15 protein-coding genes and 1 pseudogene are annotated in these 13804 nt (G+C 56.8%); 1 reads left to right on the top strand and 15 read right to left on the bottom strand.

Annotation, left to right across the window (positions count from 1 at the left end; genetic code table 11):
• The first annotated feature begins 18 nt into the window (after nt 1-18).
• Nucleotides 19-903 (top strand): DNA-binding transcriptional regulator YafC, encoded by an 885-nt coding sequence (gene yafC, locus OCH02_RS17195; protein WP_261432225.1) that lies wholly within the window; start codon nt 19-21, stop codon nt 901-903.
• A 47-nt stretch (nt 904-950) separates the two neighbouring features.
• On the opposite strand, the gene dkgB is transcribed toward yafC, so the two are convergent.
• The 15 genes and pseudogenes from dkgB to OCH02_RS25445 form a co-directional block, all read right to left on the bottom strand.
• On the bottom strand, nt 951-1754 hold the full coding sequence (gene dkgB, locus OCH02_RS17190) for a 2,5-didehydrogluconate reductase DkgB (protein WP_261432224.1): 804 nt from the start codon (nt 1752-1754) through the stop codon (nt 951-953).
• Nucleotides 1755-1895: 141 nt separating this feature from the next.
• Nucleotides 1896-3125 carry a beta-ketoacyl-ACP synthase gene (locus OCH02_RS17185; protein WP_261432223.1) on the bottom strand — a complete coding sequence of 410 codons (1230 nt, stop codon included), beginning with the start codon at nt 3123-3125 and terminating at the stop codon, nt 1896-1898.
• Complete coding sequence (locus tag OCH02_RS17180; RefSeq protein WP_261432222.1) at nt 3122-3853, bottom strand: 3-ketoacyl-ACP reductase FabG2; 732 nt, start codon at nt 3851-3853, stop codon at nt 3122-3124. Before OCH02_RS17180 ends, OCH02_RS17185 begins: the two co-directional genes overlap by 4 nt.
• Nucleotides 3850-4323: a hotdog family protein gene (locus OCH02_RS17175; RefSeq protein ID WP_261432221.1), complete on the bottom strand. Its 474-nt coding sequence runs from the start codon at nt 4321-4323 to the stop codon at nt 3850-3852. The genes OCH02_RS17180 and OCH02_RS17175 overlap by 4 nt, the downstream gene beginning before the upstream one ends.
• Nucleotides 4320-5489, bottom strand: coding sequence for a beta-ketoacyl-[acyl-carrier-protein] synthase family protein (locus OCH02_RS17170; protein ID WP_261432219.1), 1170 nt, complete (start codon nt 5487-5489; stop codon nt 4320-4322). The genes OCH02_RS17175 and OCH02_RS17170 overlap by 4 nt, the downstream gene beginning before the upstream one ends.
• The gene (locus OCH02_RS17165) at nt 5489-6061 is read right to left on the bottom strand and encodes a DUF3261 domain-containing protein (protein ID WP_261432217.1); all 573 of its coding nucleotides are present in this window, start codon (nt 6059-6061) and stop codon (nt 5489-5491) included. Before OCH02_RS17165 ends, OCH02_RS17170 begins: the two co-directional genes overlap by 1 nt.
• Nucleotides 6061-8367 carry an MMPL family transporter gene (locus OCH02_RS17160; RefSeq protein ID WP_261432216.1) on the bottom strand — a complete coding sequence of 769 codons (2307 nt, stop codon included), beginning with the start codon at nt 8365-8367 and terminating at the stop codon, nt 6061-6063. Before OCH02_RS17160 ends, OCH02_RS17165 begins: the two co-directional genes overlap by 1 nt.
• Nucleotides 8357-8962: a LolA family protein gene (locus tag OCH02_RS17155; RefSeq protein ID WP_261432215.1), complete on the bottom strand. Its 606-nt coding sequence runs from the start codon at nt 8960-8962 to the stop codon at nt 8357-8359. Before OCH02_RS17155 ends, OCH02_RS17160 begins: the two co-directional genes overlap by 11 nt.
• On the bottom strand, nt 8959-9387 hold the full coding sequence (locus OCH02_RS17150) for an acyl-CoA thioesterase (RefSeq protein ID WP_261432213.1): 429 nt from the start codon (nt 9385-9387) through the stop codon (nt 8959-8961). The genes OCH02_RS17155 and OCH02_RS17150 overlap by 4 nt, the downstream gene beginning before the upstream one ends.
• A complete protein-coding gene (locus OCH02_RS17145) occupies nt 9384-11102 on the bottom strand; it encodes a glycosyltransferase family 2 protein (RefSeq protein WP_261432211.1) in 1719 nt (572 codons plus the stop codon). The genes OCH02_RS17150 and OCH02_RS17145 overlap by 4 nt, the downstream gene beginning before the upstream one ends.
• Nucleotides 11093-11437: a 3-hydroxyacyl-ACP dehydratase FabZ family protein gene (locus OCH02_RS17140; protein WP_261432209.1), complete on the bottom strand. Its 345-nt coding sequence runs from the start codon at nt 11435-11437 to the stop codon at nt 11093-11095. Before OCH02_RS17140 ends, OCH02_RS17145 begins: the two co-directional genes overlap by 10 nt.
• Complete coding sequence (locus tag OCH02_RS17135) at nt 11434-12807, bottom strand: AMP-binding protein (RefSeq protein ID WP_261432207.1); 1374 nt, start codon at nt 12805-12807, stop codon at nt 11434-11436. The genes OCH02_RS17140 and OCH02_RS17135 overlap by 4 nt, the downstream gene beginning before the upstream one ends.
• Complete coding sequence (locus OCH02_RS17130; RefSeq protein ID WP_261432399.1) at nt 12774-13331, bottom strand: hypothetical protein; 558 nt, start codon at nt 13329-13331, stop codon at nt 12774-12776. Before OCH02_RS17130 ends, OCH02_RS17135 begins: the two co-directional genes overlap by 34 nt.
• 42 nt (nt 13332-13373) lie before the next feature.
• On the bottom strand, nt 13374-13625 hold the full coding sequence (locus OCH02_RS17125; RefSeq protein ID WP_261432206.1) for an acyl carrier protein: 252 nt from the start codon (nt 13623-13625) through the stop codon (nt 13374-13376).
• A gap of 9 nt (nt 13626-13634) precedes the next feature.
• Nucleotides 13635-13709 (bottom strand): annotated as a pseudogene (locus tag OCH02_RS25445) (acyl carrier protein); the annotation flags it as partial.
• Nucleotides 13710-13804: the final 95 nt, after the last annotated feature.

Here is a 13804-nt window from a genome sequence, read left to right as displayed (position 1 = left end):
TTTGCCAAAGGAGCAATAGTGAAAGCGAACTCTGATGAGTTAATTACCTTTGTCACCGTGGTGGAAAGCGGCAGCTTCAGCCGGGCGGCAGAACAACTTGATCAGGCCAATTCGGTGGTCAGCCGCACGGTCAAGAAGCTGGAAGCCAAGCTGGGCGTAACGTTACTCAACCGCACTACGCGCCAGATCAGTCTGACGCAGGAAGGGGAAAACTATTTCCGTCAGGTGCAGAAGGTACTGAGTGATATGGCTGCGGCAGAGAATGCGCTGATGGAGAGCCGTCAGCGTCCTCAGGGACTACTACGCGTCGATGCCGCCACCCCGGTAGTGCTGCACGTACTGACCCCGCTGGTGGCGGAGTTCCGGGCGCTCTATCCGGAAATGTCTTTGTCGCTGGTGTCATCGGAGAACTTTATCAATCTGATTGAGCGTAAGGTGGATATCGCCATTCGCGTCGGCGAATTGACCGACTCCAGCCTCAAGGCGCGCAAGCTGATGACCAGTTACCGGCGTGTCCTGGCCTCCCCCGCCTATTTGGCACAGTACGGCACACCGGGCTCGGTCGAGGAACTGGCACAACATAGCTGTATTGGTTTTAACGATTTGCCTAGCCTCAACCGCTGGCCGCTGGCCTGTACTGATGGCCGCCAGTTGGAAATTACTCCGAGCCTGACCACCAACAGTGGGGAAACCCAGCGTCATCTGTGTCTGCACGGCAATGGTATTGCCTGCCTGTCGAATTTTATGATTGATGCAGATATCAAACGCGGCGATCTGGTACCGATTTTGGTTAAAGAAACCCTGCCGGTAGCAATGCCCGTTAACGCGGTATATTACAGCGACAGTGCGGTCAGCAACCGCCTGCGCAGCTTTATCGATTTTATCAGTGAGCGATTGGCGTAATAAAAAAGGCGCCCCTGTGGGCGCCCCGATGTGTCACCTGCGAAGAATCAGTCCCAGTTGGGAGCCAAACCTTCCGGGCTGACCAAACGGCCATTGTTTTCCAACCTGGCGATCTCTGCCATTTCATCAGCGGTCAGCGTCAACTGCTGAGCCAACAGGTTGCTCGCCAGATTTTCACGCTTGGTTGATGATGGGATCACCGCGTAACCCAGTTGCAACGCCCAGGCCAGGATAACCTGCGCCGGAGTAGCATGGCGGCGTGCCGCGATGGCCTTGATGGCCTCATCCTGCAGTGCCTGACCATAGGCCAGCGTCATGTAGGAAGTGATGGCAATACCGTGCTGCTGGGCAAACGCCACCACTTTTCGGTTCTGCAGATACGGCGACAGCTCGATCTGGTTAGTGGCTATCTGGTCGCTACCCACGGTATCAATCGCCTGTTGCATCAGATCCAAAGTGAAATTGGACACCCCAATCTGGCGGGTCAGGCCCAGTTTTTTGGCTTCCGCCAGCTCGGTCATAAACTCGGCCACCGAGACCTCGTCATTCGGCGAAGGCCAGTGGATCAGAGTCAGGTCAACATAGCTGGTTTGCAGTTTGCTCAGGCTCTCCCGCAGGCTTGGGATCAGCTTGCCCTTCGACAGATTGGCAATCCAGATTTTGGTGGTGATGAACAGCTCGTCACGTGGCACGCCGCTGGCAGCGATCGCCTGGCCCACCGCAGCTTCATTCTCGTAGATCTGTGCAGTATCAATGGCGCGATACCCCAGTTCCAGCGCCGTGCTGACCGAGTCGATGACAACCTGTTCCTGAAGACGGAAGGTACCTAAACCAAATGCAGGGATGCTCATAATTTTATTCTCTCATTGGGATGTTGAAGCGATATGAGAGGATTATGGCAACTGTTTTGTTGATCAAAAACGCCCTATTGTGCATAAGACTTTTGATTAAACGGCAACAATTGCCGGGGCGAGCACCCCGGCAACGCAAAATTACGCCCAGCGGCGCAGGATCAGTGAGGTATTGATGCCGCCAAACGCGAAATTGTTCGATTGCACAAACTCGGTCTCGATCTGGCGATAGCCGCCCATGATGTAGTCCAGATCTCCACAGGCGCTGTCCGGCTCACTGAGGTTAATGGTCGGCGCAAAGCGGCCTTCACGCATCATTTCCAGCGCCATCCAGGCCTCCAGTGCGCCGCAGGCCCCCAGCGTATGACCAAAATAACTTTTCAATGACGAAATCGGTGTGCTATTGCCGAAGATCGCTGCCGTTGCCTGACTTTCTGCGATATCACCCCGATCGGTCGCCGTGCCATGGGCACTAATATAACCGATATCGCTGCTCGCCAGCCCGGAGGCCTTCAGTGCCTGCTGCATGCAGATTTGCATGGTTTCCTGCTGCGGCTGGGTAATATGTGCCGCATCGCAGTTGGTGGCGAAGCTGATAATCTCGCCATAAATGGTGGCACCACGCGCCAGCGCATGCTCGAGTGATTCCAGGATCAGCGTCCCGGCTCCTTCGCCTATCACCAGTCCGTCACGTTGACCGTCAAACGGACGTGGCGAAAGCTCCGGGTGATCGTTCTGCTGGCTGGTGGCAAACAGCGTGTCGAACACCGCCGCCTCTGAAGGGCACAGCTCTTCGGCACCGCCCGCCACCATCACGGTCTGATACCCGTGACGAATGCTCTCGTAAGCGTAGCCGATTGCCTGACTGCCCGAGGTGCAGGCGCTGGAGGTCGGGATCACCCGGCCGCGCAGACCGAAGAACAAGCCAGTGTTCACCGCCGCGGTATGAGGCATCATTTGTACATAGGTGGTGCCGGTAATATTGCCGGTGTGCTTCTCGGTTAACATGGTGGCGAACTCGCTGACCGGCTTGGTACTACCGGTCGATGAACCGTAAGCGATACCGGTCTCACCATTGATCAATACCGCCTCCCCCAGCAACCCAGACTGCTCAAGTGCCAGTTCGGTCGCGCGGGTGGCCAACAGTGAAACCCGCCCCATCGAACGAATGCGCTTGCGGGTATAGTGATCCGGCAACACAAAATTCTCTACCGGCGCGCCAAGGTGGGTATTCAGCCCCTGATACTCTTCCCACTGCGGCATATAACGCACCGCATTCTTGCCCTGCTGCAAGCGGCTGGACACCTCTGCCCAGCTATTGCCAAACGCGGTCACGCCTGCCATGCCGGTCACTACCACTCGTTGTGTCATACCATTCCTCCATTAATGGAAATGACCTGCCGCGTCACATAGCCGGCGATATCCGACATCAAATAGCTGGCCAGCCCGGCCACCTCTTCCGCCGAACCCATACGTTTGAGCGGGATAACACGCATCGCTTCATCCAGCGCCGCCTGCTCCATGTCGATCATGCCGGTGTCAATCAGCCCAGGGGCGATACAGTTAACGGTGATTTTGCGTTTCGCCAGCTCAATCGCCAGCGCCTTGCAGGCACCGATCACTCCGGCCTTGGCCGCACTGTAGTTGACCTGCCCACGGTTGCCCATCACGCCGGAAACCGATGACAACGCGACGATCCGCCCGCCCTTACGCAGGCCAATCATCGGCATCACGCAGGGGTGCAGTACGTTGTAGAAGCTGTCGAGATTGGTATGGATCACGCCATCCCAGTCGTCTTCGCTCAGCGCAGGGAAAGCACCATCACGGGTAATACCGGCATTGTTCACCACGCCATAATAGGCGCCGTGGGTGGCAATATCCTGCTCCAGTACCTCACGACACTGGCTACGATGGCTGATATCAAACTGAATCAGTCGCCCTTGCCCGCCGGCGCTGACAATCTGCTGCAGTGTGTGTTCGGCCCCGGTCTTATCGCTGTGGTAATGAACGGCTATCAAAAAGCCATCGGCAGCCAGGCGGCAGGCAATAGCCTGGCCGATCCCTTTACTGGCACCGGTGACTAAAACGGAACGCATCATGCGTCTCCCCTTAAGGTCGTCAATTGAATGATTTCTTGTTGATCAGGCTGATAAGTGTTCAGCCTGCCCTGCGCGATGCGCACATTATCGATACTGATTTCACACTCAAAACTGGCCAGTTTTTCATCTTTCAACAGTTGCTGCACACTAACCAACAGTTTACTGCCAGCAGGAAAAGTCGGTAGATCACAGTGAATCGCGCGTCCGCCCAGCAGCATGCCAAGCTGCGGTAGCTGAGCGCTCTGACAAGCATGCCAGCCGCTCCAGACCCCGATCGCCTGCGCCATCAGCTCAATGCCATACCAGCCTGGAAGGGCGTCTTGTGCATCAAGAAAGGGCGCCAGCACGCCGTCGCGACTAACCGTGACGGCGCATCGGGCATGTTCTTCCCCTACTTCAAGCACCTGCTCCAGCAGCACCATTGGAGCTGCATGGGGCAGGTAATATTCGGCAGCATGATAACGATTCATCGGGCGTCCCCCAGCAGCAGACAAGCATTGTTACCGCCAAAGGCAAACGAATTGGACAAAATCGCACGCTGCCCCAGCAATTGTGGCTGGCAAACCAGACCGATCGGTGCCAGTTCGGCATCGCGCGGCACGTGGCTGAAATCTTGCTGCGGCAGCGGCAACGGCTGAGTCAGCAATAGCCAACTCAACGCCGCCTCGACCGCACCGGCCGCGCCCAGCGTGTGGCCAGTGAGATGTTTGGTAGAACTGCAGGGCGTCTCGGTGCCAAACAGACGATTGATTACCTGCGCTTCAACCTGATCGTTCAGCCGCGTAGCCGTGCCGTGCAGATTAATATAACCAATTTGTCCGGCATTGAGACCGGCCTGCCGCAACGCCATGCTGATGGCCCGTTCGGCGCCCTCACCGGCGGGATGCGGTGCTGACATATGCCAGGCATCGGATGATTCGCCAACGCCCAACAGCGCTACCGCTGCTGGTTCCCGCGTTAACAGCATCAACGCCGCTGCCTCGCCGATATTAATGCCACTGCGCCCCGTCGCAAATGGCGTGCAACGTTGTGCGGACAGTGACTCCAGGCTGTTGAACCCGTTAATGGGCATTTGGCACAGGCTGTCGGCACCACCGACAATCGCCGCATCCACCAGCCCGGCGTCGATCAGCCGTTTACCGCTGATGATGGCCCGCGCGCTGGAAGAACAGGCCGTAGACAGGGTATAGGCCGGACCACGGGTCGCGAGAAAAGCGCTAAGGAACAAGCCCGGATCGCCCAGCTCCTGCTGCCGATAGTCATAGCCCTGTGGCCACTGTCCCGCCTGATACTGCTGCAACGCCAGCTCTCCTTCATGAATACCGGAGGTGCTGGTACCCATAATCACCGCAACGCGATCCGCACCGTAGCGGGCGATGGCGGCACGCACTGGCGTGTCGATCTGCGCCAGCGCAGCCAACAGCAGGCGGTTATTGCGCGAGTTATGCCGTTTGAGAGGTTCGGGAATGACGGGCAGTTCGCCCTGTACGTTACCGAACCAGGAAGGTTCCCCGCCCAGCAGCCACTGCGTCTGCTGCTGCATGCCGGGCGACACGCCAAGCGCCAGATTTTCCGCGATCTGCGACAGGCTGTTGCCCAGCGCATTCACCATCCCTACGGCAGAGAAGTAAACCATTATTCGCTCCCCAGATTCTGAATAACGATGCGGTAGTGGAAGGCGGATTGGGCAATCGACTGAGGTTCGCGCCGGCCGTCGACCTGCTGGTAATGGATTTCGCTAATGATCGTCCCGCGATCGTCAAACAGCCGCCGTACCTGCGACCGATCCTCAAGCCGCCATCCGGCGGGCAACAAAGGCTGCCAGTCTGCCAACGGCCAGTAACTCAGCATAATGTCGGCCAACACCTGATTGGCAGGGGGCAATTCACCCACTTTGATCAACTGTTCGGTATGGATCCCCTGGCGATCGTAAGTCAGGTTGAATAACCGGATACCGAGCGGTGACATGCCAACCAGTTGCAGGCGCTGGCCGTCGGCGTTGAGCAACACCAGCATCGAATGCTGCTGCCCTTTCACTTCGGCGGTCAACAGTTGCTGCTGACTGAAAGGTTGCGCCAGCGTCGGAGCCGGTAATGTCACCCGCGTACCGGGTTTCAGCCACGCCTGAGGCAGGGTTTGTTTCTGCGAACCGGCACAGCCGGCCAGCAGGGTGGCCAGTATTAACAACGTCATTCGTAAGCCGCACATCAGGCTTTTCCTCTTTTTCTTCTGGTTGCTAACGTCAGTGGCGCCAACAGAAAGGCCACGGCGATACCGCTGCTCAATACGATACCAAAACTGCTGATGGCCTGAGTATGACTCAGCACCAACATGCCAAAGGTCAGTTGGGTGGTGAATACCGCCATAAAGATGGCAAACATCGAGGTGGTCGGCGTGCCCCGGGGATTGGTAAAGAACAGCGTATAGTTAATGCCGATCCCCAATACCAGCACCAGTGCCAACAGCGAGAACAGGTTCAGCGTATGCCCGCTCAACGCCAATACCGCGATGCCGCTGCCCAGCGACAGCAGAGTCGGCACCATGCAGCGCAGGCCGTGACGCAGGCCAAAACGCCACAGATAAATCAGTGCGATCGCCGCCACCGACAGCATCAGCAAATAGGAAAGATACAGCCGGTACTGGCCAAAAAGCTCACTGAACTCGGTTTTACGGTCGATCCAACCCGTGCCCGGTACCTGTTCGGCCAGGGCCTGCATCGCCGCGCTGTTCTGCACGCCGTTGACCGGTACCAGCGCCGCACTGCGCCCATCCGGCAGAGATAACCACAGTAGCCGCCACCCCTCACTAACCACGCTGCCCAGCCACTGATCCGGTTGCACCCATTCCGGGGTTAAATCGGGAGCTTTCAGGGCCAGATCCGCCTGTTGTAATTGCGCCATCACCTGCGGTGCCACCCGCTGCAACAGAGCGACGTTCTGCTGCTGACGCTGAAGCGAAGGCAGAGGTAACAGACGATAATCCGCCAGCACGCCCTGCCGTTTTGCCTGTGCCAGCCTGGGCTGCAATAGTTCGATACGTTGCAACAACTGTTCGGCATTTTCGCCGTACACCACCAACCATTTCTGATCGTTATGCTGCCCGGTCAAAGCCGCGATACGTTGTTCCTGTTGTTGCAACGCCGCGGGTAAAGCCTGCAATTGGCCAATATCGTCGTCAACCTTCAACTGGCTGAAACCGCCCACCACCAGTAACAATACCGCCGTGGGCAACCCGTAGCGCAGCAAGCGCCGATGACGCCAGGCGTGCAGCCAGGCCAGGATCAGCCGCAGGCCCGGTGCCGGACGCACCGGCAGCCGGCGCGACAAACCTGGGTACCAACAAATTACGGTGATACAGGCGGCGCTTAGCCCGGCAGCGGCAAATACCGCTAACTGTTGCAGGCCCGGGAAAGGAGCAATTAATAGCGCCAGATAGGCAACCACGGTGGTCAGCATGGCCATCGACAACGCGGGCAACAGCTTCTGCAAGCTGGCCAGCGGCGTTGATTGGTCACCGTGCACCATACGTTCGGTCAGGAAATAGAGCGTGTAATCGGCCGAAATGCCGACAATGCTGATGCTCAACACCAGCGTCATCAAATGTATTTCGCCAAAAGCCAATAGCGTGGCGACGGTGCCTGCCAAGGCCCCTATCCCCACGGATAACCCGCACAACAGCAGTGGCAATGGCGAACGGAACATCAACAACACCAATAAGAACACGCCAACTACCGACGCCAGGCCAATAGTCGAAATATCTCGCTCGGCCTGTTGGCTGGCATAGTTGCTGTAAAACAGCGTACCGCGGTTGAGTACCTCTGCCCCCGGCCAGCGCTGCTGCAGTTGCTGTTGCAACGCGCCCAGTTTGTCCACCGTGCGTCGGGCACTGCTGATGTCGTAAGAAGAGGCACTTAATTCGGCGTGCAGCAGATACCAACTGCGGCCCTGCGCATCGCGCGCCACCAGCCAGCCATTGGACAGGCTCAGCAAGCCACCGTTTTGCTGCTGAGCCAACTGCGAGGCACGCACCAGCATCAGCGGATCGTTAGCCAGCTCCTTGCCGCTAACCCCAGCGAAGGCAGAATAGAGTTGCCCGAGGATCCACTGGCTTTGCGCGTCCGCGCCCTGCTGCAAACGCTGCCGGGTGGTGTCATCGAGCAGCACATTGCGGTGCTGATAGAAAAAACGCCCCCACTGCTGCTGGCGCTGCGCATCCATAGGCCCGCCTACCTGCTGTAGTTCAGGCATCTGGCGCAATTGCTGCCACCACCAGCTCACCGCGGCGTTGTCCGCACCCGGCGGCGGGCTGACCAACCACATCAGTTGCCGGTCGAGCCGACGACTGAAACCTTCGGCCAATTCATCCGGCACGCCCACCAGTTGCTGCTTCGGTAGTAACGCCAAAACGCTGCTGTTGATCTGGCTGCGAGGCAACAGCCAACACAGTGCCGCCAACAACAGCAGGCAAATCGCCAGCCAGCCAAACGCCAGCCGCCGGTGCAGCTCAGGACGCAAAACGCTGTTGCTCCTCGGTGGTCAGCGTCTGTGGTGCCGTACGCTGGTTAAAAAAGCGGATATGGGTAGCGTCACTTTGCATATCATCGATATCAATGGTTTCCAGGAAATCCCCGCCGTTGAGGGTGATGCGCCTGAACAGCTTGTCGAGCGGCGTGGTTTTTGGCGTCAGCACCAGTCGCCATTGCTTATTACCCAAATCGCTGAACTGCAAAGCAAAGTTTTGCTCCAGTGCCTGACTGTCGGCGTGGAATAATGCGGTCAGCAAGTGGTTGAACTGGAACATCTGCGGATTATTTTCTGCCGTCACTACCTGCGGCGGCTGGCCGGCCAGAGTTTGCACCATACGCTTATCATCCAGCAGCAGGGTCAGCGGGAAGGGTTTCTGTTGTGCCCACCACAGCCCTTTTTGCTGTGAAATCAGCAGCTCACCGCTGGACTTCAAGGGTTTCGTCATACCGCTGATGCTGCGCTGCTGTTCAAACTCAGCGCGCAGTACCGGCTGTTGGCTAAAGCGCTGTTGCAGTTCCGGCAGCGTGACCGCCTGGACGCTCAGGCTGAAAAAGGTGATAAGAAACAATAACCCGTACTTCATTTCGCCCCCTCAATGTTGTCCAACAGCACCTGCGGCGAGGCAAAGCACATTTCTTTGCTGTCGGCATCCACCGCGACCTGAATGGTATGACCGCGAGTAGTGAGTTTGCCGCTATCCGCATCGAGGATTCGGTAACCAATACGCAGGCGGTTTTCATACTCTTCCAGCTCGGCACAGACGATGATGCGTTGTTCAAACAGCACTGGCGCAATGTATTTCACTCGCGTATCCACGATCGGCCAGACATAGCCCGAATCCTGCATCTGCCGATAACCGTAATTAAACTGTTTGAGTAGCGCTTCACGCGCGACTTCGAAATAACGGAAGTAGTTGCCGTGCCATACCACGCCCATGGCATCGGTATCATGGAAAGGGATAGCGATTTCAATGCTGACGGAAAATCGCGGATCGTCTTTTAGCTTCATGTCTCAGGCCTCTGTTGCACTGACGGCGGTGCCGCCAACTGCCAGAAATCGAAAAAATTAAACCAGTCGAGCGGTGCCAACAGGCAATAATGCTCCAGCCGCGCGGCATAACTGTCCACCGCATCTTGCAACGCCTGCTGGCGCTGCTGACGAGGTAATAACAGCGGATCGGCAAACGGCTCGAAATAAACGTTAAGGCGCCCCTGCTGCTTGAGGCCGAACATCAGAAATATCGGACAACGCAGGGCTGCGGCCAGGACAAATGGCCCCTGCGGAAAGGGCGCCGGTTGGCCAAGGAAGCGACTCCACACTACGCGCGGTTGCTCACCCCGCTGATGCTTGCCGGCCGAGGTACGATCGCCGACGATCGCCACCCATTCACCGGCATCCAATTTATCTTGCAGGCGCATGGCAGTTTCTGGTCCCAGCGACGTCACCTGGATCAGGTTCAGATTGGCACGCGGATTCACCTCTTTCATCACCTGATTGAAGCGTTCGGCATGCTCGGTAAACACCAGGGCATTCACCTTTACGCCAGAATCCAACTCGCCCAGTGCGCGGCAAGACTCGATATCCCCCAGGTGTGAAGCCAGTATCAGCGTGCCTTTGCCGGACGCTATCTGCCGCTCACAGCCCGTGCGATCCACCAACCGAATGTCATTCAGTTCTCCTCGCCAGCTCGCCAGCTTGTCGAGCATCGCATCACCAAATCTCATAAAGTGACTGAAGCTGTTGAGCGGTGCAGGCAGTGGCTGCTGCCGCTGCTCGGCGAATTGCCGCAGGCGCTGCAGATAGTCGCGTGAGGCCTCACGCTGACTGCGCCCGGTCAGCCAGAAATAACCGATCACCGGATACAACAATAATTGAAATACCCGGCGGCCAAACAGTCGGTAGACTTGTAACATCAGCCGGATGCCCCACAGGCCATGGCGTTCCTGGGTTGCCGACCAGTGTTGTGAACTGGCAGCACGTCGGCGTTGGCGCAGCAGACGAGGAATACGCGGCAACATGCCGAAGAACAAACGGGTATGCATCCAGGAAATGCGCAGGTTATCGCGCAGTGCATCAAAATGAGAAACACCGTCAGCCGGATAGATCACGCGCGTCGGCAGAAAACGGCTGGGTACGCCCTGCCAGTACAGTCTGACCATCACTTCGGTATCGAAGTCCATCCGTTTGCCGAGCTGATGGCGCGTTGTTAATGCCAACGTCGGCACCACCGGATACACGCGGAAACCGCACATACTGTCTTTCAGCGACAGCGACAGGGTTTCTATCCACACCCAGACATGGGTGACATAGCGGCCATACAGGCGTGCTTTTGGCACGGAGCTGTCGTAAATGGGGCGACCGGAAATCAGACAATCCGGATGAACGCGGGCTTCGTCAATCATTGCCTGTATATCACTCAGTTCATGTTGGCCGTCGGCATCCACCTGTAAAGCGTGGCTGTAACCCTGCCGTTGCGCCAGTTGCAGGCCGGCGATCACCGCCGCTCCTTTCCCCTGGTTTTTATCCAACCGCATCAACCTGACCCATGGCCGGTCAGCAGCCAGGCGCTGTAGCTCTTCGGCGGTGCTAACATCGCTGCCATCGTCCACTATCAGGCATGGCAGGCCATAATCAGCTAACCTGGTCAGCACTGCGGCCATCATCTGTCCGTGATTGAAACAGGGAATAACAATGCAGGGAGTAAAGGGTGCCTTCACTGACATAATGAGATCTTGCCGCTGCTGGCGATCGCCTCGCCCACACGGTAGCTAAACAACAGTTTATGCCGCGCCGGCTGCCACTCAAGCTGCAATAACACGCTTTGCTCCGGCAGCAAGGGCTGTTGAAACTTCACCACCTCGATCCCTTTGAACCCGGCCTCGATAGCCAGCAATTGACGGGCATACTGCATCACCCAATTCAGCTGTGTGACCCCCGGCAGGATCGGATGCTCAGGAAAATGACCGCGAAACCAAAACAGTTCGGCAGGCAAGCGCAGTAGCAGGCTGGCATGGGTAGCATCGCTCACCTGCTGTTGCAGCACCTCAGGTTGCATCATAAAAACAGCTCCTGTAATTCAGCATAGGCGCGCTTGCCCTGCGGATTCAGAGGGATAGCATCGATAATACGCCAACGGCGCGGCAGGGCCACCGGTTCCAGCCAGCCCCGCAACGCCTGATGCAGTTCGCGGGTTAACGGCCCTTCTGACAATTCTTGTCGACGGCTTTCGCCATAGGGCGACAATACTATCGCCGCGACCAATACCGTACGCCCTGTTCGCTGCTGTGTTAACACGGCAGCATCGGCGACCTCCGGCAGGGAAACCAGCCGACGCTCAACTTCGGTCAGCGACAGACGTTTTTCTTCCAGCTTGATAATGCGGTCAGCCCGACCGTTTAACTGAAATTGCCGACCATCCGGCGCGAGCTGAATAATATCGCTTAGAGTAAGTTCACCGGTATCGGGTATCAGTGGCGATGCAACATTCATGCTGTTATCTGGATTTACCGTTAACGTCACTCCGGCAAACAATCGCCACAGGGAGGCCTCTCGAACTTGCTTGCGCCATGCCAGCGTGCCGGTTTCCGTTGTGCCGTAAATTTCCAGCGGCAATACGCCCAATGTTTGCTGCGACAGATTAGCCTCCGCGTAAGATAGCGGACCGCCGGCGGAAAATACCTCAACGCACTCAGCCAGTGCCAAACGGTTATCCAAACGCTTAAGCCAGGCTGGGCTGCTGACAAACACCAAACGCCGCCCCTGGTGACGGGCAATCAACTGCTCGTGATACTGCGTTAACTGCGCATCGAACGGCAGGCCAAACGCCAGTGGCAGGAACAAGCGAAAGCTCAGGCCATACATATGCTGATGAGAGACCGACGCGATGACGCTGCAACCCTGAAAGACATCTTTCCAGCTTGCGGCCAACAGCTCGCTTTCACGATCCATGCAGGCAACGGACTTGGTCACTGCCTGTGGTTGGCCGGTCGAACCAGAAGTATAAAGGATAAACCGTGGGTCTTGAGGCCAAGCGGGCAGTGCTATCTCCGTACTGCCCGCTTCTGGTACCGGCAAAATCGGTACCTCAAGATTGAGGGGTAAATCAGTGAGCAGTGCGTCGAAGTCTGCCCGCTGCTCTTTGAGGATAGCTTCGCGCTGATGACCAAAAATTACCGGCACCCTGTTGGCATACAAAGAGGCCAACAACGCAACGGCAAAACGATAGCTATCATCAAAACACAGCGCCCAACGCTGCTCTTCCCTACCTGCCAGTTGTGCGACCAATACGGCAACATCACGGCGAAATTGACCGAGACAGAATGCCTGAGCCCCACGCCAGGCAATAAGCATCCCATCATCACGCTCCACGCTGAGCCATTGGCTCATCGGCAAACTCAGGCGCGTCTGACCCTTTTCCTGACTATCCATTCAATACCCATTAATGCCCCCATCAGCAGGTAGCTGATGCCGCCGTTATACAGCGTCCAGAGTGTGATATCCCCGGACAGACAGGTTGCCAGAGCTATCGCACCGTTAACAATAAAGAACCCGCACCAGACCTGAGTCACCTTGCGAGTATAAGCCACGCCAGCGGCATCCAGCTGTGGTTCGGTTATACGCGCCAATCGCTCCACCACAGTGGGTGGCGTAAACAGCGAATATGCAAACAGCAACAGCAGTAATGCGTTAACCAAGACCGGGTAATACAGCAGCCAATGACTCTGCTTCAGCGCCCAACTGGCAAGCGCCAACAAGATGCCGACCATAGCCAAGGCCTTGCCCAACCACATTTGCTGACGAAGTTTACCGCGCAGCAGTATCAGGCGTAAGGTAAAGACCGTCACCAACAGCGGTGCCAGAACGGTGGTACCCCAACGCGCCAAACCCACCCAGACCGCCAGCGGGTAAAGCAGCAACACCAGCCAGGTTACGGCCTGCAACAGCCGCAACATCGGGTTTATCCAAGGGGACGTTTTCACCTTAACGCAGCGGCCTTAGCTGTCTGACTTAAGCAACTCATCAATGGCATCAACTACGTCTTGCACGGTGCGCACCGACTTGAACATTTCCGGTTTGATCTTCTTGCCGGTTGTTTTTTGCAGGTGCACCACCAGATCCACCGCGTCAATACTGTCCAGATCCAGCTCTTCGTACAGGCGGGATTCTGGCTTGATGTCATCGGCATCAAGCTCAAACAGTTTGACCAGCAACGTCTTAATTTGCAGGTAAATTTCTTGCTTATCCATGAAAACCCCTTATTTGCTACGCTGTGCAGAAACAAACTTCGCCAGCGTTTCCACGGAATAAAAATGTTGGCGCATATCCTGTGACCTGCCCCCAGGATTAGATACAACGCTCACTTAGTAATGTCGGATCCTTCACTATCAGAATTACCCTTTCTCCAGGCCGCCGCAAATTCAGACGG

Origin of the sequence: Serratia quinivorans (assembly GCF_946227985.1) — a bacterium.
In the GTDB taxonomy this organism is placed as follows: Bacteria; Pseudomonadota; Gammaproteobacteria; order Enterobacterales; family Enterobacteriaceae; genus Serratia; species Serratia quinivorans_A.
This window is presented reverse-complemented; position numbering and strand designations above follow the sequence as displayed.